We start from the raw sequence: 12,745 nt of genomic DNA, 5'->3' as shown, positions 1-12,745 counted from the left end.
GGTCACCCGGACGCCAACGGCCGCTGCTACGTTGACGGCGATGACTACACCTTCCGAACGCTGGTCACTGCGGCTGTGGCGGGACATCGAGCCGGTCTTCGCCGCGATCATGTCCCACCCGTTCATCGGCGGGCTCACCGACGGCACGCTGGATCCGGACGTCTTCGCCCACTACGTCGCCCAGGATGTGCACTACCTGCGCGACTACGCCCGCGCGCTCGCGGTGGTCGGGGCCAAGGCGCCGGCGTTGACCGAGACCGCGATGTTCTCCCGGCACGCGGCCGACGTGTACACCGTCGAGATGGCGCTGCACCACACGCTGCTGCCCCAGTTGGGCCTCGACCCGGCGCAGCTGGCCGAGGTGCCGGTGGCACCGACCACGCGGGCGTACACCAGCTATCTGCTGGCCACCGTCTACGGCGGCAGCTTCGCCGACGGTCTGGCCGCGGTGCTGCCGTGCTACTGGATCTATGCGCGGGTGGGCGAGCAACTGCTGGGGAGCGGTTCGACGGACCCGCGCTACCAGCTGTGGATCGACAGCTACGGGGGTGAGGAATTCGCCGCGACCGTCGCCGAGGTCCTCGAGGTCACCGACCGGATCGGACCCACGCTGACCGCCGACGACGAGGCCACCGCCCGCGCGCATTTCGTCACGACGTCGCGCTACGAGTGGATGTTCTGGGACGCGGCGTACCGGCGCGAGACCTGGCCGGTCTGAGCATGACGCACGCCGACGCGTTCGCCCAGCCCGTCTCGCGCTGGGAGGACATCCCCGGCTGGTTCGGATGGCGCCGCGCGCAGGAGGAGGCCGTCGAGCACTTCGGTGACGGCGTCCGCTTCCTCGAGGTGGGGACCTACCTGGGCCGTAGCCTGTGCTCGCTGGCGGAGGTGGTCCAGCGGTCCGGTCGCCGGATCGGCATCGTGGGCGTCGACACCTGCCGGGGCAGCGGCCCGGAGGGTCCGCGACAGGTCAACGCGCACGGACCGGCGGTCGAATACGGCGGCGGCACCTTCGCCGGCCTGCTGCACCGCAACGTCCTGGCGTGCGGCTTCGCCGATCTCGTCACCCTGCTCATCACCGATTCGCTGAGTGCCGCAACGATGTTCGACGACGGGGCGCTGGCCTGGGTGCACATCGACGCCCGCCACGACTACGACAGCGTGCGCGCCGACATCGCCGCCTGGGCGCCGAAGGTGGCCGCCGGCGGATGGCTGTCCGGTGACGATTACAACCCGTCGCTGTGGCCGGGCGTGGTGGGCGCGGTCGGGGATGCGCTGCCGGACGCCAGCGAGTGGACGCCGGGGCAGTGGCGCTGGATCAAGCCGAGCGACTGAGTCAGCTGCCGTCCCGCAGTGCGGCGTCGCGATGGTCCTCCGCCGCGATGATCTTGCGGGCGATGTCGATGACCTTCGTATTCGACTCCTGTGACAGCCTGGTCAGCAGTTCGAACGCCCGCACGGCGTCGATGCCGAAGCGCTCCATCAGCATGCCCTTGGCCTGGCCGATGATGTCGCGGGAGGCCAGCGCGCTGCGCAACTGGGTATCGCGCAGCAGTGCGCTCCACGCCATCGCGGTGTGGGTGGCGAAGATCAGGCCCACTTCCTCGGACTCCTCGGCCAGGGCATGGGACTCCTCGGCGTACAGATTGAGCGCGCCCATGGTCTGCCTGCTGGTGAAGACCTCGAAGGACAGCAGGGCCCGCACCGGCGTCTGGATGAGAGCGTCGTGCCGGTAGTGCGGCCACCGTTGGTCCTTGGTGAGGTCTTCGATCCGGATGGTGTGGTGATTCCTCGCCGCAGACAGGCAAGGACCCTCACCGTGGCGTTGCTGGATGTTGTCGAGTGTGACGGCGTACTCCTGGGTGGCTGCCCGCGTGGAGATCTGTCGGCCGCGTTCGGTGACGGTGATGCCGGCGGCCGCGACGCCCGGCACACACTCGACCGCGGAGCGCGTCAGGCGCGACAGCGCGGTGTCGATGTCCGGGATGAAGTCACTGTTGACCTCCCTGACCAATTCCGCGATGCGCAGATGCACCTCGCGATCGTGCGTCACTGAACCATTCCCCTCGACTGAACCGGGACATCTTCCGTTGCCGTCCCGCCGGTTCCGCTTCGCAAATGGGATACCCGAAAGCGATCTTCGCGAATCTGCGGGCGCTTCGTCGTGCGCATCGCGCGGGAGTGCAGTGGTGACGTTGTCCTTTTTGGAGGGTTGATCTCTGGCTTGGTTGGTGCGGTCTTCGGGCGGACCTCGTGTCGTACCCGGGTGGCGCGATCGAAAGCATGTTCGAAGGAGTCGAGGCGGGTGGGTCTTATCGCGCCCACATATAAGTCGACCGCCGCCACGGCATGTGCCGGGACGGCGGTCGAGATGCGAGATCAGGCGGCCGGATCAGGCCGGGTCGGATCAGGCGGCGCGGGCCGTGATCGCCTCCATGTGGTGGAAGCCGTGGCGGCGGCGCTTGAGCAGGAAGCTGAGCCAACGAACATCGAGAAGCATGGTGTCGCCTTTCTGGTCAGGCGGTCTTGGTCAGGAGGGGCAGCAGGCGGCGGCGGGCGAGGATGCCTTCGCTGAAGTGGTGCAGCGCCTCGGGCACCGACGCGGTGACCGGCATGTCTTCGAGGGCGCCGGCCGCGCGCAGCGCCTGCAGGAGCGGCTGGCTACCGATCACCGACCACTCGACACCGGCGTTCGCGCACTGCTCGTCGATGTCGTAGAGCAGCGAGATGCAGTCCTCGGCATAGGAATTCAGGCCGCTGAGGTCGAGGACAAAGGGCTTCTCCGCGAGGACGAAGCGCTTGGCGTAGTCGAAGACGCAGTCCACATTGGCGGCGTCCACGTCACCGGTGACGGTGACCACCGTCGCCAATTGGCGGCAGCGGGCTCGCATTCGGACGCCCTCGCAGTCGAATGCCGGATTTCCGTAGTGAAATGAACCGTTCGAAGTAGTGGTCGTGCTCGTGATCGTCATGAGCGGCCTCCCCGTCGGACGTTTCGCTGGAGTGGTGTCGGTGGCGTTGCCACCTCAACCTGACGCCTAAGTTATGCGGCGAATTTAAGGCCGCTGGGAGCTACCGCTAATACTTTGGTAAGAACCGGCATTCGTAAGTCTTGTGATGGGATTGTTACCGGCCGGTATCCCCGCCGTGGCCGCCCGGTTGGCTCGCTGCCGCCGCGGAATCAGGTGTGCCGCCCCTGAGCGCCGGTGTAGTTCTCCCACGGGCTGTAGTCGGCGAGCAGCGCCTCCTGCGGCGGCCGCTGCGCTTCGGGGACGTGCTGCAGGTTGATCCGGATGCGGTACCAGATCGAACTCGGGCCGCGCATCCCGTCGATGAGGACATCGGCCGGCTGCAGCCGTTCGGCCGCCTCCGGATGACGCGCGCGCCAGGTGTCGAGCGCGGCGAGCGCCTCGGGTTTGGTCTTGGTGCGGGCAACCTCGATCAGCGGCATCACCGACTGCCTGCGGCCGCTGCCGTCCGCCCGCCGGGCGCCCCGGGGCGCCTTCTCGGCCGGGCCCAGCCGGTCGGCCAGGTCCAGCAGCGCGTCGAGGCGGCCGGGATGGTCGTCCATCGACTCCCAGGGGTCGCCGAGTTCGGCGTAGCGCACCGGCACCGTGTCGATCGTGAACGCCTCGGGCCGGCAGTCCGGCACCTCGTCCCAACGCAGCGGGGTGGACACCCGCGCATCCGGAGTGGCGCGCACGGAGTAGGCCGACGCCACCGTGCGGTCGAACGCGTTCTGGTTGAAGTCGACGAACACCCCCTCGCGCTCCTCCTTCCACCAGCGGCTGGTGGCCAGCTCGGGCGCCCGGCGTTCCACCTCGCGGGCGATCGTCTGGGCGGCCAGCCGGACGAATGTGAACGGCCAGCGCGGTTCGATGCGCGCATAGATGTGGAAGCCGCGCGATCCCGACGTCTTGGGCCACGCGGTCAGGCCGTGGTCTTCGAGGACCTCCCGCGCCACCAGCGCGACCTCGATGATCTGCGGCCACTCGACGCCGGGCATCGGGTCGAGGTCAACCCGCAGTTCGTCGGGCTGGGCGAGATCGCCCGACCGGGTGGGATGGGGGTTGAGATCGACGCACCCGGTGTTCACCGCCCACGCCAGCCCGGCCGCATCGCGGATCACCGCCTCGCGCGCCGAGGTGCCGGACGCGTACTTCAACTCCGCCACGTCGACGTAGTCGGGCCGCTTCTCGGGTGCGCGCTTCTGGAACACCGCCTCCTCGGTGATGCCCTTGACGAAGCGTTTGAGGATCATCGGCCGGTCGGCCACGCCTCGCAGGGCGCCGTCGGCGACGGACAGGTAGTACTCGATCAGGTCGATCTTGGTGATCGGTGGGCGGCCGGCGAATGCCGGGAACACGACCTTGTCCGGATGGGTCACGGTCAGCAGGTGACCGGCGATGTCGAGCGAGAGTCCCTGCGCTCGGGATCCGGCCATGTCAGCCATGGTAAGGACTGCCGATACGCGCCGCGGTTGCGACATGGGTCACATAAGGTGGGCGCATGCCGAAGCTCACTGATCTTCCGTTGCAGGCAGCTGCCAAGGCCAAGCAGTATCTCGACCGCGGATCGGCCGAACTGCACTACGCCCGCAAAATGTTCGAGGCCGGCGCGCTGCAACTCGAACCGCCACAGCACATCGCGGCATTCGTCGCCGACATGCGCCGGTGGGGTGAGTTCGGCATGATTCCCGCACTCAACGCCCGCCGCACCCCCGACCGCCTCGCGGTGATCGACGACTTCGGCGAGATGACCTACCGGGAGCTCGACGAAGCCGCCCACGCGGTGGCCAACGCGCTGCTGGAGAAGGGCGTCAAGGGCGGCGACGGCGTGGCGATCCTGGCCCGCAACCACCGCTGGTTCCTGGTCTCGGTCTACGGCGCGGCCCGCACCGGCGCCCGCATCATCCTGCTCAACAGCGAGTTCTCCGGCCCGCAGATCAAAGAGGTGTCCGAACGCGAGGGCGCCAAGCTGATCATCCACGACGACGAATACACCAAGGCTGTCTCACAGGCGAAGCCCGAACTCGGCTTTCTGCGCGCGCTGGGCGTCAACCCGGACAACGACAAGCCGTCCGAGAGCGACGCCGAGACGCTCGAGGAGATCGTCGGGCGCAGCAGTAAGAAGCCCGCGCCCAAGGTCACCAAGCACTCGTCGATCATCATCCTGACCAGCGGCACCACCGGCACGCCCAAGGGCGCCAACCGCAAGTCGCCGATGTCGCTGGCGCCGATCGGCGGGGTGCTGTCGCACGTGCCGTTCCGGTCGGGGGAGATCACGTTGCTGCCTGCGCCGATGTTCCACGCGCTGGGCTACCTGCACGCGACCATCGGCATGATGCTGGGCTCCACGTTGGTGCTGCGCCGCCGCTTCAAGCCGGCCACCGTGGTGGCCGACATCGAGAAGCACAAGGCCACCGCGATGATCGTGGTGCCGGTGATGCTCTCGCGCATCCTCGACTACATCGAGGGCATGGACACCAAGCCGGACCTGTCCTCGCTGCGCATCGTGTTCGTCTCCGGATCGCAGCTGGGCGCGGAGCTGGCGCAGCGGGCGATGAAGGACATCGGCCCGGTGATCTACAACCTGTACGGGTCCACCGAGATCGCGTTCGCCAGCATCGCCCGGCCGCAGGATCTGCAGAAGAACCCGGCGACGGTCGGTCCGGTCGTCAAGGGTGTGCGGGTCAAGCTCTACGACGAGAACGGCAAGGAGGTGCCGCGCGGCGAGGTGGGCCGCATCTTCGTCGGTAACACCTTCCCGTTCGAGGGGTACACCGGCGGTGGCGGCAAGCAGATCATCGACGGGCTGATGTCCTCGGGCGACGTCGGCTACTTCGACGAGCACGGCCTGCTCTACGTGTCCGGCCGCGACGACGAGATGATCGTCTCCGGCGGCGAGAACGTGTTCCCCGCGGAGGTCGAGGACCTCATCAGCGGCCACCCCGAGGTGGTCGAGGCCACCGCGCTGGGCGTCGAGGACAAGGAGTGGGGCCACCGGCTGCGCGCGTTCGTCGTCAAGGCCGACGGCGCCTCGATCGACGAGGACGCGATCAAGCTCTACGTCAAGGAGCACCTGGCCCGCTACAAGGTGCCGCGCGAGGTGGTCTTCATCGACGAACTGCCCCGTAATCCCACGGGCAAGATCCTCAAGCGCGAGCTGCGCGAGATGGACGTCGACGAGAAGAAGGCGGCCGGCACCAAGGCCTCACCGGAATGACCTCAGCGGAATAACCGGGCACCCCGGTGTCGTCGTAGCAGTGCGTGAACATCGACCTCACTGGTAAGACCGCACTCGTCACCGGCTCCACGCAGGGCATCGGATTCGCCATCGCCCAGGGGTTGGTGGCCGCCGGCGCCCGCGTCGCGGTGAACGGCCGCAACGCCGAGCGCGTCGACGACGCCGTCGGACGGATCGACGGTGACGCGTTCGGCGTCGCCGTGGACATGACCACCGAGGATGGCGTGGCCGAGCTGCTCGCCGCGCTGCCGGACGTCGACATCCTGGTCAACAACCTCGGCATCTTCGGCGCGGTGCCCGCCCGCGAGATCACCGACGAGCAGTGGCGGACGTACTTCGACGTCAACGTGCTGGCCTCGGCGCGGCTCATCCGCCACTACCTGCCCGGGATGACCGAGCGCGGCTGGGGCCGGATCATCCAGATCGCCAGCGACTCGGCGATCGTCATCCCCGAGGAGATGATCCACTACGGCGTCTCCAAGACCGCGCTGCTGGCGTTGTCGCGCGGGTTCGCCAAGGACGCGGCCGGCACCGGCGTCACGGTGAACTCGGTGATCGCCGGCCCGACGCACACCGCGGGCGTGGAGGACTTCGTCTACCAACTCGTCGACAGCTCCCTGCCGTGGGATGAGGCGCAGCGGGAGTTCATGCGCGCCCACCGCCCGCAGTCGCTGCTGCAGCGCCTGATCGAGCCCGAGGAGATCGCCAACATGGTTACCTACCTGGCGTCCCCGCTGGCGTCGGCGACCACGGGCGCGGCGGTGCGGGCCGACGGCGGCTACGTCGACTCGATCGTCCCCTAATCCAGCATCGCCGACCCCGGCACCGCTAGGCACATCAGGGACAGCGCCAGCAGGAACCACCCGGCGCCCTGCCAGATGGGCCACGTCGCCTCGGTCTTCCACGCCTGATAGGTGCGGACGAACGCGCCGACCCCGCCGACGAACAGGATCACCGGCACCAGCACCGCGGGGATCAGCGGATGATCGCCGGGGAATGCGTAGAACGCGAACGCGACCGCCGCCACGGCGACCACCGCCAACACGTAGGTGACCGCCGCCCGAAACGTGGGCGGATCATTCCACCGCTTTTCGACATCGTTGGTCATGGCGACGAGTTTCCCCGGCGCGTCCGGGTGAAACCGGGTGCAATGGGAGACGTGGACGTCACACGAGCGCGGATCCGGTCGGGCCTGGTCGCCTACGCCGCCGGGGACGCCGCGGGGGTGCCGTGGGAGGGCTGCACCGCCGACGAGATCGACTACGCCGGTATCGACGAGGTGCCCCGCCGGGGCGGCTGGCCGCGGGGTGCCACCTCCGACGACACCGCGCTCACCCTGCTGGTGGTCGACTACCTGGCCGACCGCGGTGCCGTCGTCGACGAACACGATTTCCTGTCCCGGCTGGCGGCCGCGGTGCCGGGCATCCGCGGCGTCGGGCCGAGTACCCACGCCGCCGTGGCCCGGTTCCGGGACACCGGCGCGGTGCACGCGGAGTCCGGCGACACGAACGGCGCGGCGATGCGGGCGCTACCGATCGGCTGGGCGGTCGCCGACGACGATCTGCGGCGCACCGTCACCGCGGGCCTGTCGCGTACCACCCACGGTGCGGCGCCGGCCATCGCTGCCGCCTGCGTCGCCGCAACGATGGCGTCGGCGGCCGTCGACGGTGGATCGGCAGCCGTGCTGCTCGACGCGGCCGCCGTCGAAACAGGCTGGGCGGAGGCGGAATTCGGTGCCGGTGCAGTGGGTCCGGCGCGCCGGGCCCTCGACGGCGCCTGGCGTCCCCGCCGTTCCGGCGTGCAGCTGGACGCCGCCGAGACGCTGGCCGGGGTGATCACGGTGATACGCCACGCCGCCGACTCACGCGCCGGCGTCGCCGACGCGTTGCGCTATGCGGTGTCGCTGGGCGGGGACACCGACACCGTCGCCGCGATCGCCGGCGGCATCCTCGGCGGCCGCGAATCGCGGACCCCCGACATCCCGTGGCTGGCGCGGGTGCGGATGCCCGACGCGGCGGCCCTCGACGCCGCCGCCGACGCGCTGGCGGCGCTGCGCGGCTGACCGCCTCGCCGGTTACGACGAGTGCATCTTCTGCAGGAATTCGTGGCAGCGCTTGGCGCGCGCGGAATCCTCCGACATCACCTGTTCGAAGAACGAGGCGATGTCGTCCAGGCCCGCGTTCTTCGCGTCGCGGACGTACTGCCCGTAATCGTGTCCGGCCTTTAACGAGTGGTACTGCACTGAGATCAGATCGAAGGTCACGTCATCGAATCCGGTTTCACCGGTGGCCATGGCTCCTCCTCGCGTTCGATTTGGTGGATGCGGCCGTACTACCCGGCGACGACGGATGCAAACCGGCCGGTTTGATCCCGCCCCACCCGGGTAAGCGGCCCGCGCCGAGGTGCGAACATCAGCGGCGACAACGGATCTCGATCACTTCGGAGGCGCGACGCGATGACCATGCAGCCTGCTCCCGAACCGCTGCCGGTGATCGATTCGCTCGACGAGCTGACCGACCTGGTGGTCGGCCAGCCCGACGTCTATCTGCGGTACTCGGAGGGGCCGGAGACCGACCGGCACGACTCGGCCAGTTGTGACTACGAGGCCGACGTGGTGATGCCCGGGCTGTCGGTCAGCGCGGTCGCGCCCGAATCGTGGTGGCCGCGTCCGGCGCGGGACTGGATCGCCCGGCGCATCCGGCAGTACGCCCAGCTCCACGAACCGGGCCGGTTCCCCTGGCTGCTCACCGGCCGCATCGTCGGGCGCGGCCCTGATCATGAACCGCTGGTCACCGAGGTTCGCCCGATCGCGCGCCTCGGCGAGCGAACGCTCGCCGAGGCGGCCGCGTGCTACCGGAATCGCTTCCGGGTCGGCCGGGACTCCACGACGGGTACCCGGCCTGGCGCCTGACGTCAGTACTCGATGGCCTCGACGAGCGGGCCGGGCTCGTCCATCAGCGCCCAGAACCGGTCGCGGATGGCGACCGTCATCGGCCCGGGTGTGCCGTCGCCGATCGGCTCACCGTCGAGGGTGTTGATCGGCGTGACCCCGCCCGCGGTGGTGACCGCCATGAGTTCGTCGGCGTCGTAGAGCTCGTGGCTGGTGACGTCACGCAGGGTCGCCTCGATGCCCATGGCGTCGGCGATCTCGAACACGGTCTTGCGGGTGATGCCCGGCAGGGCGTTCCGCGACGGCGACGCCAGCTTGCCGTCCTTGACGATGCAGACGTTGAATCCCGGGCCCTCCGCGACGCAGTTGTCGGCGTCGAGCAGGATCGCGGTGCGCGCGCCGCGATCCTTGGCCTCGAAGCTCGCCGCGGTCAGGTCGCCCCACTGGTAGTTCTTGATGGTCGGGTCGACGGTGTTGCGGCCGGCGCGGCGGACGTGGCGCGGCACCACCGCGGTGGTGCCGAAGATCTGCTCGGCGGGCGGGAACGCCCACAGGTAGGGGATCGCGTAGATGTAGACCTGATGGGTGAGCTTGCTCAAGTCCTTCTCGCCCTTGCGTTTTCCATAGCCGCGCGTCACGGTCAGGTTGACGAACGACTCGCGCAGCTGCGACATCGCGACGCAGCGTTTGGTGATGTCGGCGAGCTCCTCCTTGGTCATGCCCGGATCGAGTCGCAACTTGCGGGCCCCGTCGAGCAGGCGGTCCAGGTGGTCCCCGAGCCGGAAGATGTTGCCGTGCCACACATGTGCGACGGTGTAGGTCAGGTCGGAGTGCCCGAAGCCGGTGTCGAAGATCGAGATCTTGGCCTCCTCGGCGGGCAGGTATTCGCCTTCGATCCAGGCCACACCGCCGGCGAACGGGCTGGAGGTGTCGAGTTCGTAATCGCTGTACTGGATCACCGAACCCGGCGGGGTGTTCTCGCGGATGGCGCCCGGTTCGACGGCGACGAGGTTGGAGGTGCCTGCGTCGTGGATTGCGGTCATGGTGATGTCCTTACTGATCGTGAGCGGTCAGATGCCGTGGGTCTTGGCGTAGTCGGCGCCGGCGTCGCCGCGGGCCAGCCGCGACTTCAGCCCGGTGGCCCACCAGATCCCGGCGAGCACGACGATGCCTCCGAAGACCCACTTGTTGGTGGTGAACTGCGGCAGGAACAGCAGGGCCACGGCCACGCCGAGGAACACCACCAGCGCGGTGACGTACAACGGCAACCGGAAGCGGCCGAGGTCGAACGTGCCGGGCTCGCCGCGCGGGATCGTGCCCCTGCGGTAGCCGACCAGCAGGCCGATGGTCTGCAGGATGTAGACGAAGAAGAACAGCAGCGACGCGATGCCGATGATGTAGTTGAACGCCTTCTCGTTGACCAGCGCCGAGAGCAGCAGTGCCGTCGACAGGCAGCCCAGGCCCAGCACCGCGTACGTCGGCGCCTTGCTCTTCGGCGAGACGTGCCGCCATACGTGCGAGAACGGCAGCATGTTGTCGCGGGCCATCGAGTACGTGAGCCGCGTGGCCACCAGGATGTTGGCCAGCAGGCACGCCAGGATGTTGGTCAGCGCGATCGCGACCACGATCTTGGTGACCACCGGGCCGGCCTGCTGGGTGATGATCTCCTCGATCGGTGCGGCCGAATTCGCCTCCACCGCAGCGGCATCGCGGATCGCCAGCACGTAGACGATGTACATTAGCAGTTCGATGACGATCGAGGTGACCAGCGCGTAGAACATCGTCTTCGGCACGACGCGGCGGGCGTTCTTGGTCTCCTCGGCGACGTCGGCGCCGGACTCCACCCCGATCAGGCCGAAGAACGGACCGAGCGCGGCGGCCAGCCAGGCCAGCAGATAGGAGTCCTTGTCGCCGGACTCGCCGCCGGTGAACAGCACCGAGATCGGCTGATGGTTCTCCGGCGCGGAGAACGCGATGACCGCGATGAGCGCGGTGGCGCCGACCGTGATGACCAACTCCAGGCTGACTCCGATGTTGTTGACCATCGTGGCGAACCGGACGCCGTAGATGTTGATCAGCACGCAGACGAACACCACCCCGATGGCGAGCAGGATCTGCGTGCTCTGGGTCAGGCTCCAGCCGAACAGCCCGCCGAGGTAGCCGGACAGGATGAACCCGACACCGGTCATCCCGCACACCCAGCCCATCAGCGCGATGAAGCCGGTGAACCACGCCAGGTTCGGCCCGTTGATGCGGCTGATCCACTGGTAGCTGTAACCGGCCAGCGGGAGCTTGGCGGTCAGGTCGGCGGCGATGAACGTCCACAGCGCGAAGACCGCGCCGGCCAGCAGCAGCGTCCACACGAACGGCGCGCCCGCGGTGAAGTAGCCGGCGCCGAAGCCGGTGAATACCGCGGTGGTCGCGCTGATGGTGGCGAAGCCGATCGCGAACGACGCCAGCGTGCCGACCGATCGGTCGAGCTTCTGGGTGTAGCCGAGTTCGGCGAGTTTGGCGTCCTCATCGCCCAGCGGCGACGGTGAATGAGTGGGGGAGGGCGGTGGGGCCAGCGCATCGGTCATGATCACTCCAGGTCACAGCAGCGGATGAACAGCTGAAGACAGCAAAACGTCACCGGCCGGGCACCGGAAGTTCAAGGTTTTGATCTATTCATAACTGGCGGTTATCAATCGAGTGTGTCGGTCGTCGTCTCGCCGAAGCTCCACCGCGCCGCGACGTGCCTGACCAGGGCATCCGCTTGCGGGGAGAGCTTCTGCGGGTGCCACGCCAACGCGGTGTAACTCGGCGGCCGGTCTGTTATCGGCACGTAAACGATGCCGGGCCGGTCGTAGAACCGGGCGACCGACGACGTCGTGAAGCTGATGCCCAGACCCCGTGCGATCGCCGTGGTCTCGGCTTCGTAGGTCGCCGCGACGGCCGCGATGGTGGGCGGGCGGGTGCCGCGCACGTCCATCGCGAGCCAGTAGTCGCGCCAGGTGCCCGCGGTCAGCGGGGCGCACACGATCGGATCGTCGAGCAGTTCGGCGATCTGCACCTCGGCCCGGCCGGCCAACCGGTGATCGCGCGGCAGGCACGCCACCCACGATTCCGAGTCGAGGATCAGCGTGCGGTGGTCGGGCAGGTCGACCGGTGGGCGGATGATGGCCACCTCGGTGCTGCCGTCGGCCAGGCCCGCGGTCGGATCGGCGAAGTCGTATTCGATCGGCTCCACGGTGACGTCGGGGTAGGCGGCCTCGAAGTGGCGCACCATCCGGAACAGCAGATCGGCCCCGGTGCCGATCAGATAGCCCACGCGCAGCACCCCCTGTCGGGTGCCCGAGAGCATGACCAGGTTGTCGACCACCGCGTCGACCCCGCCGACGGCCTGCTGCACCTGCGGCAGCCATGCGGCGCCGAGGTCGGTCAGCGCGACCTCTCTGGTGCTGCGGGTGAACAGCTGCACCCCGAAGGCGTGCTCGAGCTGTTTGATCGCGGTGGACAGCGCGGGCTGGGTGATGAACAGCCGTTCGGCGGCGCGCCGGTAGTTGAGCTCTTCGCCCAGCACGGCGAAGTAGCGCAGCTGGCGCAGCGTGACCTCGGCGCTCATGCGCC

The 12,745-nt window shown here is 68.5% G+C and carries 14 protein-coding genes; 6 read left to right on the top strand and 8 right to left on the bottom strand.

Annotated elements, in window-relative coordinates:
* Positions 1–40 precede the first annotated feature (40 nt).
* Entirely contained in the window at positions 41–718 is a 678-nt protein-coding gene (tenA, locus tag E4P42_RS21285) for a thiaminase II (RefSeq protein ID WP_135128063.1), read from the top strand.
* Between the two features lie 2 nt (positions 719–720).
* On the top strand, positions 721–1,335 hold the full coding sequence (locus tag E4P42_RS21280; RefSeq protein ID WP_135128062.1) for a class I SAM-dependent methyltransferase: 615 nt from the start codon (positions 721–723) through the stop codon (positions 1,333–1,335).
* 1 nt (position 1,336) lies between these two features.
* Here E4P42_RS21280 and E4P42_RS21275 read toward each other — a convergent pair whose 3' ends face one another.
* The 3 genes from E4P42_RS21275 to E4P42_RS21265 form a co-directional block, all read right to left on the bottom strand.
* A complete protein-coding gene (locus tag E4P42_RS21275) occupies positions 1,337–2,053 on the bottom strand; it encodes a GAF and ANTAR domain-containing protein (protein ID WP_245234156.1) in 717 nt (238 codons plus the stop codon).
* 463 nt (positions 2,054–2,516) lie between these two features.
* Entirely contained in the window at positions 2,517–2,972 is a 456-nt protein-coding gene (locus E4P42_RS21270) for an STAS domain-containing protein (protein WP_135128061.1), read from the bottom strand.
* 209 nt (positions 2,973–3,181) lie between these two features.
* Positions 3,182–4,453, bottom strand: coding sequence for a DNA polymerase domain-containing protein (locus E4P42_RS21265; protein ID WP_135128060.1), 1,272 nt, complete (start codon positions 4,451–4,453; stop codon positions 3,182–3,184).
* Between the two features lie 56 nt (positions 4,454–4,509).
* Here E4P42_RS21265 and fadD2 point away from each other — a divergent pair, with 56 nt between their 5' ends.
* Both fadD2 and E4P42_RS21255 read left to right on the top strand, forming a co-directional pair.
* Positions 4,510–6,225 (top strand): long-chain-fatty-acid--CoA ligase FadD2, encoded by a 1,716-nt coding sequence (gene fadD2 / locus E4P42_RS21260; protein ID WP_135128059.1) that lies wholly within the window; start codon positions 4,510–4,512, stop codon positions 6,223–6,225.
* A 44-nt stretch (positions 6,226–6,269) separates the two neighbouring features.
* Positions 6,270–7,049 (top strand): SDR family NAD(P)-dependent oxidoreductase, encoded by a 780-nt coding sequence (locus E4P42_RS21255; protein WP_135128058.1) that lies wholly within the window; start codon positions 6,270–6,272, stop codon positions 7,047–7,049.
* Here E4P42_RS21255 and E4P42_RS21250 read toward each other — a convergent pair.
* The gene (locus tag E4P42_RS21250) at positions 7,046–7,354 is read right to left on the bottom strand and encodes a hypothetical protein (protein ID WP_135128057.1); all 309 of its coding nucleotides are present in this window, start codon (positions 7,352–7,354) and stop codon (positions 7,046–7,048) included. The genes E4P42_RS21255 and E4P42_RS21250 overlap by 4 nt on opposite strands.
* Before the next feature lie 42 nt (positions 7,355–7,396).
* Between E4P42_RS21250 and E4P42_RS21245 the strand changes: the two genes are divergently transcribed.
* On the top strand, positions 7,397–8,308 hold the full coding sequence (locus E4P42_RS21245) for an ADP-ribosylglycohydrolase family protein (protein ID WP_135128056.1): 912 nt from the start codon (positions 7,397–7,399) through the stop codon (positions 8,306–8,308).
* A gap of 12 nt (positions 8,309–8,320) precedes the next feature.
* Here the strand turns inward: E4P42_RS21245 and E4P42_RS21240 are convergent, their stop codons facing one another.
* Positions 8,321–8,539, bottom strand: a complete 219-nt coding sequence (locus E4P42_RS21240) for an acyl carrier protein (RefSeq protein WP_135128055.1) — start codon at positions 8,537–8,539, stop codon at positions 8,321–8,323.
* Between the two features lie 162 nt (positions 8,540–8,701).
* Between E4P42_RS21240 and E4P42_RS21235 the strand changes: the two genes are divergently transcribed.
* Entirely contained in the window at positions 8,702–9,157 is a 456-nt protein-coding gene (locus tag E4P42_RS21235; protein ID WP_135128054.1) for a DUF6098 family protein, read from the top strand.
* 2 nt (positions 9,158–9,159) lie between these two features.
* Here the strand turns inward: E4P42_RS21235 and E4P42_RS21230 are convergent, their stop codons facing one another.
* The 3 genes from E4P42_RS21230 to E4P42_RS21220 form a co-directional block, all read right to left on the bottom strand.
* Positions 9,160–10,179, bottom strand: a complete 1,020-nt coding sequence (locus E4P42_RS21230) for an aminotransferase class IV (RefSeq protein ID WP_135128053.1) — start codon at positions 10,177–10,179, stop codon at positions 9,160–9,162.
* Positions 10,180–10,206: 27 nt separating this feature from the next.
* On the bottom strand, positions 10,207–11,715 hold the full coding sequence (locus E4P42_RS21225; RefSeq protein ID WP_135128052.1) for an APC family permease: 1,509 nt from the start codon (positions 11,713–11,715) through the stop codon (positions 10,207–10,209).
* 104 nt (positions 11,716–11,819) lie between these two features.
* Complete coding sequence (locus tag E4P42_RS21220) at positions 11,820–12,740, bottom strand: LysR family transcriptional regulator (protein WP_135128051.1); 921 nt, start codon at positions 12,738–12,740, stop codon at positions 11,820–11,822.
* Between the last annotated feature and the right edge of the window lie 5 nt (positions 12,741–12,745).

The sequence above is a fragment of the Mycobacterium sp. PS03-16 genome (assembly GCF_004570325.1).
GTDB lineage: Bacteria > Actinomycetota > Actinomycetes > Mycobacteriales > Mycobacteriaceae > Mycobacterium.
This window is presented reverse-complemented; position numbering and strand designations above follow the sequence as displayed.

Coding starts and splice junctions, on each gene's coding strand:
- E4P42_RS21220 (WP_135128051.1), bottom strand. CDS start 12,740: ATGAGCGCCGAGGTCACGCTGCGCCAGCTGCGCTACTTCGCCGTGCTG.
- E4P42_RS21235 (WP_135128054.1), top strand. CDS start 8,702: ATGACCATGCAGCCTGCTCCCGAACCGCTGCCGGTGATCGATTCGCTC.
- E4P42_RS21280 (WP_135128062.1), top strand. CDS start 721: ATGACGCACGCCGACGCGTTCGCCCAGCCCGTCTCGCGCTGGGAGGAC.
- fadD2 (WP_135128059.1), top strand. CDS start 4,510: ATGCCGAAGCTCACTGATCTTCCGTTGCAGGCAGCTGCCAAGGCCAAG.
- E4P42_RS21230 (WP_135128053.1), bottom strand. CDS start 10,179: ATGACCGCAATCCACGACGCAGGCACCTCCAACCTCGTCGCCGTCGAA.
- E4P42_RS21245 (WP_135128056.1), top strand. CDS start 7,397: ATGGGAGACGTGGACGTCACACGAGCGCGGATCCGGTCGGGCCTGGTC.
- tenA (WP_135128063.1), top strand. CDS start 41: ATGACTACACCTTCCGAACGCTGGTCACTGCGGCTGTGGCGGGACATC.
- E4P42_RS21265 (WP_135128060.1), bottom strand. CDS start 4,453: ATGGCTGACATGGCCGGATCCCGAGCGCAGGGACTCTCGCTCGACATC.
- E4P42_RS21240 (WP_135128055.1), bottom strand. CDS start 8,539: ATGGCCACCGGTGAAACCGGATTCGATGACGTGACCTTCGATCTGATC.
- E4P42_RS21250 (WP_135128057.1), bottom strand. CDS start 7,354: ATGACCAACGATGTCGAAAAGCGGTGGAATGATCCGCCCACGTTTCGG.
- E4P42_RS21270 (WP_135128061.1), bottom strand. CDS start 2,972: ATGACGATCACGAGCACGACCACTACTTCGAACGGTTCATTTCACTAC.
- E4P42_RS21225 (WP_135128052.1), bottom strand. CDS start 11,715: ATGACCGATGCGCTGGCCCCACCGCCCTCCCCCACTCATTCACCGTCG.